General features: G+C 38.4%; 8 protein-coding genes. All 8 read right to left on the bottom strand.

All coding sequences use genetic code 11. From position 1 onward, the window contains the following. Positions 1–254 precede the first annotated feature (254 nt). The 8 genes from VIO64_RS22605 to VIO64_RS22640 all read right to left on the bottom strand — a co-directional run bounded on the left by VIO64_RS22605 (position 255) and on the right by VIO64_RS22640 (position 6,823). On the bottom strand, positions 255–464 hold the full coding sequence (locus VIO64_RS22605; protein WP_331922014.1) for a hypothetical protein: 210 nt from the start codon (positions 462–464) through the stop codon (positions 255–257). 26 nt (positions 465–490) lie between these two features. Beyond that, positions 491–1,840: an adenosylmethionine--8-amino-7-oxononanoate transaminase gene (gene bioA, locus VIO64_RS22610; protein ID WP_331922015.1), complete on the bottom strand. Its 1,350-nt coding sequence runs from the start codon at positions 1,838–1,840 to the stop codon at positions 491–493. Beyond that, positions 1,833–2,696 carry a malonyl-ACP O-methyltransferase BioC gene (gene bioC, locus VIO64_RS22615; protein WP_331922016.1) on the bottom strand — a complete coding sequence of 288 codons (864 nt, stop codon included), beginning with the start codon at positions 2,694–2,696 and terminating at the stop codon, positions 1,833–1,835. The genes bioA and bioC overlap by 8 nt, the downstream gene beginning before the upstream one ends. Then, entirely contained in the window at positions 2,696–3,439 is a 744-nt protein-coding gene (locus VIO64_RS22620; protein ID WP_331922017.1) for an alpha/beta hydrolase, read from the bottom strand. The genes bioC and VIO64_RS22620 overlap by 1 nt, the downstream gene beginning before the upstream one ends. A gap of 29 nt (positions 3,440–3,468) precedes the next feature. After that, positions 3,469–4,638: an 8-amino-7-oxononanoate synthase gene (bioF, locus tag VIO64_RS22625; RefSeq protein WP_331922018.1), complete on the bottom strand. Its 1,170-nt coding sequence runs from the start codon at positions 4,636–4,638 to the stop codon at positions 3,469–3,471. Further along, entirely contained in the window at positions 4,631–5,350 is a 720-nt protein-coding gene (gene bioD, locus VIO64_RS22630) for a dethiobiotin synthase (RefSeq protein ID WP_331922019.1), read from the bottom strand. The genes bioF and bioD overlap by 8 nt, the downstream gene beginning before the upstream one ends. Next, positions 5,347–6,312: a biotin synthase BioB gene (gene bioB, locus VIO64_RS22635; RefSeq protein ID WP_331922020.1), complete on the bottom strand. Its 966-nt coding sequence runs from the start codon at positions 6,310–6,312 to the stop codon at positions 5,347–5,349. The genes bioD and bioB overlap by 4 nt, the downstream gene beginning before the upstream one ends. 124 nt (positions 6,313–6,436) lie before the next feature. Continuing rightward, positions 6,437–6,823, bottom strand: a complete 387-nt coding sequence (locus VIO64_RS22640; RefSeq protein WP_331922021.1) for a hypothetical protein — start codon at positions 6,821–6,823, stop codon at positions 6,437–6,439. Between the last annotated feature and the right edge of the window lie 243 nt (positions 6,824–7,066).

Raw genomic sequence — 7,066 nt, forward strand, 5'->3', positions numbered from 1 at the left:
AAGACGAGCCCTCAGGGCGGTGGGGGTGGTTTAAAAGAATATCAAGTTTGGTACCAACTTAGATATAAATGAAACCCCCGATCAAGGATCAGGGGATAACTCTAAAATTTAATATTTCCCAGGAGAGTGTAAACTGAAGTACCGTTCAGGACAGCAGGTAAAGTAGACTTTTCTGATACCAGTGTAGTATTAAAAACATATTATATACGCATAAAAAATACAATATTCACCCAAAAGTACCTGCGTATATCGGATTAACGTTTTTTCTTCATTTCACAGAAAACTTTATCCATGTCCGGTTCAGGAGTTGAGTTTTTATTTTCTACCGGGGGTGGATATAGCAGAGATATCAATTGCTTGTAACAAAGCTCAATAGACCGGGTAATATTGACTGTTTTAGCTCGTTTAAGCACTTCTGCTACTGTTAATTTGCCGCAGTTAATCTCACAAGCTGACTTTTTCAAAATCCTCTTGTTTCAATACTTAAACATCATTTGATTCCAAAGAATTTATTTATTGAAGCAAATGTTGTGTTTATTAAATGCTCAATATCTTTCTCATCTACAACATAGGGAGGCATAAAATATAAAACATTGCCCAAGGGTCTTAAAAGCAGCCCTTCATTTAATGCTACCTTATAAATATTGTAGCCCACACGCTTTTCCCACGAAAAAGCCTTTTTGGCTGATTTATCTTCAACAAGCTCTATTGCAGCAATCATTCCAATATGCCTAAATTCCCCTACATATGGATGGTTATTAGAATAAGACTCTGTCAGTTTTCTTATAAGATCGGCTTTTTTAGTATTCTCATTTAATACATCATCATCTTTAAATATTTTTAATGATTCCACTGCTGCAGCACAAGCCAGAGGATTTCCCGTATAGCTGTGGCTGTGCATAAAAGCCTTTTTTTCTAGATAATCGCTGTAAAAAGCATCATAAATCCTATCTGTAGTCAACACCAGCGAAAGAGGCATATATCCTGCTGTCAAGCCCTTTGAAAGGCACATGATATCAGGGGATATACCTGCATGCTCACATGCAAACATTTTTCCGGTTCTTCCGAAGCCAACAGCTATCTCATCTGCAATAAGATGGATATTATAGTCGGAACATATTTTTCTTAATCTTGCAAGGTATCTGTGGCTATATATCTTCATCCCCGCAGCTGCCTGAACCATGGGTTCAATTATTACTGCACATATCTCGTTATGATTTTCCACTATTACATATTCCATTTGTTCAAAACATAGGGCACTACATGATTCACGCTCTTCTCCATACCTGCAGCGGTAGCAGTCAGGACCTGGTACTTTATATGTATCTAACATCAACGGCTTATAGATTTTACTATATAAATCGATATCCCCTACTGATAAAGCACCAAGGGTTTCACCATGATAAGCATCGGATATGGCCACAAACTTTTTCTTACTATTGCTTCCCGTTTGCAGGTGATATTGGAAACTGAGCTTTAAAGCGATTTCAACCGCTGATGAACCGTTATCAGCAAAGAACACCTTATTTAATCCATGGGGTGTGATTTCAACAATTTTTTCTCCCAAATCTATGGCAGGTTTGTGAGAAAAATTCGCAAATATTACATGTTCAAGGCTGTCAAGCTGCTTTTTTACTGCATTATTTATCCTTTTGTTGCAGTGTCCGAAAAGGTTTACCCACCAGGATGATACGGCGTCTAGATAACGCTTGCCGTAAATATCTGTTATATATGCTCCATCTCCCCTTTCAACAATTATAGGAGGGAATCCTTCATAATCCTTCATCTGGGAACATGGGTGCCATATAAACCTAAGGTCCTTTTGCTGCAAATCATGCAATAAAGGTCACCTGCTTTCCACATTTTACATCCATAGGAATTTTTCTCACTTCTACAAAAATACAATGATAAGTCGCTTTTACGAGTCCATTAACCTTATGAATATCATCATAGGTTGCTATCATTTCTTTTGTCAGTGCAATATTTGGCTTATGGCTTTTATTGCTGTTGTTAGCCCCAATTTTTTTAACTGAATCCAAAAACTCTTTCACACAGTTAAAGTATTCATATTCAAGAAAATCCTTTTTTGCAATTTCAAATGAACATGCCTCTTCTGCTTCTAGACTCTTTTTGCAAACATTAAATACTTCATCGGGCCTATAGAACTTCTGGCTTGGAGGATTCGCAACATCTATCTTGAGCTTTTTGCAGGCAATTTCATATGATTGCTGCAGTTCGTTAAAGGTCATGTGGCCAAATGTTGAAAACGCGAGTACTCCATCATTTTTTAACAATCTACCAAGCTTTAGCAAAGTTTCTTCAAAATTGTTAAACCATTGAAATGTTGCATTTGAGATAATCAAATCATACTGTTTATCAATAACCGCTTCCTCAATATCCATGCAGATGAATTCCACACCGCTTTTTATAAACTTCCTTCTTGCATATTCAATCATTCCCGGTGCAATATCTACTGCTGTTATACGGGAATCCGGATATAATGCCAATAGCTCTCCGGTAAGATGTCCGGTTCCGCATCCAATATCCAAAATATCCAGTTTGCCGATGCTTTCTTTAACATCAGACTTTATCATACTTAAAAGCTCCCTTGCCATTTTCTTCTGAACCTTTGCATACGAATCATAGCTTTCAGCGTTACGGCTGAAATGAATTTGGAGTATATTTTTATCTATCATTAAGTTGCTCCTTTTACAATAAACATATTTATTAATCGCTTAAATTCCGCTGTATGCGTATAAAATGGAATATGGCCTGCACCCTTTACTATATTTAAAACCGTTTTTCCCTTTACCCTGTCTTTAATGTATCGTGATGCATCAACCGGGCATATGGTGTCTTTCTCACCGTGAATAACAAGGAACGGTATACTTATGTGTTCCAATAGGCTCCTAACATCTGTCTCTTTTAAAAAATTCAGCCCTGTTTCAAGCTCAGGCAGACAAGTTGGCTTATATATGTCTATTGAATTTATAAAGCTCTCATAGCTGTCCATTTCCATTTCTTCACTGCAAAACATGGATCTACAAAAGGATGTCATCGTCTTTTTCACATCATTCTTCATGGCTGCCTTCATTTTTTCCAGCACACTCTCAGGCCATCCACAAAGATAACCTGTCCTTTTATCCCTAGTAAATCGGCTGGTCCCGCTTAGAAGTATAAGGCTTTCCACCCTATCCTGATATTTATAAGCTGCATCAACAGCAAGGAGGCTTCCTAGAGACCAGCCCATAATCCAAATCTCTCCCGGCTCCTTTTCAATTAATTCATATACCCTTAATCTGTATTCCTCCATATTAGTAATACCGTTCCAATCACAGAATATAATTTCAAAGTATTCATTAAGTAAAGGCAATATGGGATTCCATACAGATGAGTCCATACCCCACCCGGGCAGTAAAGCAATCTTTTTTTTACTCAAGCCCAATCCTCCATTTCATAGGCACTGTATTATTGGGGCACCAGCATAAGCTTTTTCCCAATTAAAACAATGTTTTTTAAAGCAAGCTCCAGTTCATCGTAGGTATGTAAAGCCATAACAGAAATTCTAAGCCTGCCGGTGCCTTCAGGAACAGTTGGAGGTCTGATTGCCGGAATAAATATCCCCTCATCATAAAGAAGCTTGCTAAATCTCACAGCTTTCATAGAATCCCCTACTATAAGAGGTATTATAGGTGTATTACCTAATGGAATGTCAAATCCGCTATCAATCAATTTACTTCTTAACCAATCAGATTTTTCCTTAAGAGTTTTTCTTATTAGCGGCTCATTTTCTATGATATTAAGTGCCTCTAAGGCCGCGGCAATGTTATGAGGTGCTAAGGCGGTTGAGTAAATAAAGCTTTTTGCCTTATGCCGTATAAAATCAATCAGTATCCTCTTTCCTGCAACAAAGCCTCCTTCACTTGCCATTGCCTTGCTTAAAGTACCCATGTTAATGTCAACCTCATCCTTAAGGCAGAAGTATTCCAGCGTACCTTTTCCACTTTGGCCCAGCACACCTGTTGCATGGGCATCATCTACCATTGTCATTAGATTATATCTCCGGGCTAATTTTACAATATCCATAACCGGTGCCATATCTCCGTCCATGCTGAATACACCGTCGGTAACTATAAGCCCCTTACCCTTATGATATTTATGTATCTTACTTTCAAGGTCGTTCATATCACAGTGCTTGTAGACAATAAGCCTGGCACCGCTTAATCTTATACCGTCAATAATACTGGCATGGTTTAAACGGTCACAAAATATTGTCCAATCCTTATCGGCAATACCCGATATGGTCCCAATGTTTGCTGCATACCCCGAGTTGAAGACTATGCAGCTTTCAGTACCTTTAAACCTTGCAAGCTCCTCCTCAAGTCTCCTGTGCAAAGCGTAGCTCCCTGTTGTCAGCCGTGAGCCCCCTGCACCCACTCCAAAGTCGTCAATAGCTTGGCAGGCAGCTTTTTTAAGCCTGATGTCATCACATAAGCCAAGATAGCTGTTTGATGCCATCATCACTATTTGTCTGCCGTCAATAACTGTTTTTGAGCCTTGGGCAGCTTCAAGGTAACGCATTTCTCTGTATAATCCCTTGTTTTTAATCTCATCTAAGTCTTCTTTAAAGTCATACATTTGCTACCATCTTTTCTATATGTATTGTTTTCTCAAAAACAGGCCTTAGCTCTCCCAAACACTTGTTTTCAACATCAATTCCTTTAATCCTAGGAACAACTCCAATAACCGGCACGTCTGTCAGCTTACTTATGGTGTCAATATTATTTTGTTCCATGAGACTTCCTTGAAAGCCGCTGAAAACTATTCCCTCTACCGGTATTCCTGTGTTCTTCGCAAAGGCCAGTGTGAGAAGTGTATGGTTTATTGTCCCGAGAGAAGTCTTTGCAACCAGGATACACCCAGTTCCAAGCTCTTTTATCAGTTGGTACTGCATATATCCTTCATCTGATAAAGGCACAGCCAATCCGCCGCACCCCTCAACTATAATATAATCATAATCTTTGATCAGCTCCTTATATCTATTTAGAATAATTTGCTTTTCTATGGGGCGGTCTTCTTTCTTAGATGCCAGATGAGGAGAAACAGGACTTTTATATCTATAGGGGTTTATTCTATCATCTGCTTCATCAAATACTGATGCCTCTTTTACAAAAGATACATCATAAGAAGCAAATCCACTTGGAGCATTTGCCCCTCCGCTTGAAACAGGTTTAAAGTAGCATGCATTATATCCTTTAGACCGCAGTAAGTACATCAATCCCGCACAGACCACTGTCTTACCCACATCAGTACCTGTCCCTATAACAAATAATCCCTTAAATTTTTTCATGACTCAAGCCCTATGCTCCTGATCATTTCCAAATCATCGGTAATTTTGTTTCCTGTAGTTGTTAGGTAATTTCCAACCATCATGGCATTAATACCAGCCTTAAAGCCTTGAGCCTGCTGTTTGCCCAATGATATGCGACCTCCTGCATATCTGATGTCGGCATAGGGCATTATAAGTCTAAAAAAGGATATGGTCCTAAGTATCTCTACAGGCTGAAGTCCTTCGATGTTTTCTAACGGAGTCCCCTTAACCGGATTTAGTATGTTTAACGGTATTGACTTTATTCCCAGCTCCCTTATTTCAAATGCCATTTTTATTCGCTGCTCCAAGCTTTCACCCATACCGACAATACCGCCGCAGCAGACCTCCAAGCCGGCCTCCATAGCATTTTTTACCGTGACTATCCTGTCGTTATATGTATGGGTGTCACATATTTTACAATAATATTCCCTGCATGTCTCGATGTTGTGGTGATACATTAAAAGCCCAGCCTGTTTGAGCAGGATTGCCTGCTTATATGTTATGCTTCCTAATGAAGCACACAGCTTAAGCCCTGTCTCTTTCTTTAATACCCTCAATATTTCGAGTATCTTTTGAAAATCAATTTCTTCCAAGCTGCCTCCGCTTGTTACGATTGAAAAACAATTAACACCTTCTTTTTCGTTTTCCTTTGCCATTTCAAGGACATCTTCAATACCTATCAAAGGATAGCTTTGGATATGGGTATTATAATGTGCTGACTGTGCACAGTATTTGCAATTCTCCGAGCAGCTTCCTGATTTAGCATTTATAATGGAGCATAAATCAACCTTATATCCCTTGTGTTCCTTGCAAATCCTATCTGCCAGAGAAAATAACTCGTCGTCGGAAACCTCAGACTCCATTAAATTTACTGCTTCCTCATAAGTGATTATACAGCCTCTTTTTAGTTTGTTTTCAATTCTGAATAATAGAGAATTCATATTTAGATTCATCCTCCGGATTTTTGATTTGGGATCATATTACCTATAATATCTATATAAAAATAAATTGTCAACCTTTTTTATATTTTCAGTTAACAATAAACTTGTTAAAAACTTTGATAACCTACCTTTGTATAAAAAGGTCATTTGGTGTTTCATACTTGGTAACATTTTCTCCTTTGCAAACAGTAGATCTCAAGGATTCATTCTTTGTTGTACTTATATGAGCTATGTTTTCAAGGTCCAGGGCTTTGTCAGAGAGGCAAGACACTACCTCGTACAACAGGAGAAATACTTCCTTCAAGTAGAAAAGTACCATGTTGAAAAAAATGTCTGTAGTTTTATTATGCTCTGCAGGTTGTTGGAATAATCGAGATTTGACTGAAATGGCTATTTCAACTGCTATTGGAATTGGTGTTGAAATATAAAGGATAGAATCAGAAAGGAAACTTGAGTGGAAAGAAGATGGTATGCCTAAGTTTACCGTCAAGATAGAAGTACAAGGAAACATCGGGGAACAGCATAGTGGTCAAGGAGCAATGAAGGAATGCTAAATTACAAAGTGATTAAGAAAGCTGCAATGATAAAATCAAGAATGAAGTGTCCTGAACGATACTTCAGTTTACACTCTCCTGGGAAATATTAAATTTTAGAGTTATCCCCTGATCCTTGATCGGGGGTTTCATTTATATCTAAGTTGGTACCAAACTTGATATTCTTTTAAACCACCCCCACCGCCCTGAGGGCTCGTCTT

Source organism: Pseudobacteroides sp., assembly GCF_036567765.1.
Lineage (GTDB): Bacteria > Bacillota > Clostridia > Acetivibrionales > DSM-2933 > Pseudobacteroides.

What these genes read in the sequence shown, in the direction of transcription:
- bioC (WP_331922016.1), bottom strand. Translation starts at nt 2,696, where the DNA reads ATGATAGATAAAAATATACTCCAAATTCATTTCAGCCGTAACGCTGAA.
- bioF (WP_331922018.1), bottom strand. Translation starts at nt 4,638, where the DNA reads ATGTATGACTTTAAAGAAGACTTAGATGAGATTAAAAACAAGGGATTA.
- bioD (WP_331922019.1), bottom strand. Translation starts at nt 5,350, where the DNA reads ATGAAAAAATTTAAGGGATTATTTGTTATAGGGACAGGTACTGATGTG.
- bioB (WP_331922020.1), bottom strand. Translation starts at nt 6,312, where the DNA reads ATGAATTCTCTATTATTCAGAATTGAAAACAAACTAAAAAGAGGCTGT.
- VIO64_RS22640 (WP_331922021.1), bottom strand. Translation starts at nt 6,823, where the DNA reads ATGTTTCCTTGTACTTCTATCTTGACGGTAAACTTAGGCATACCATCT.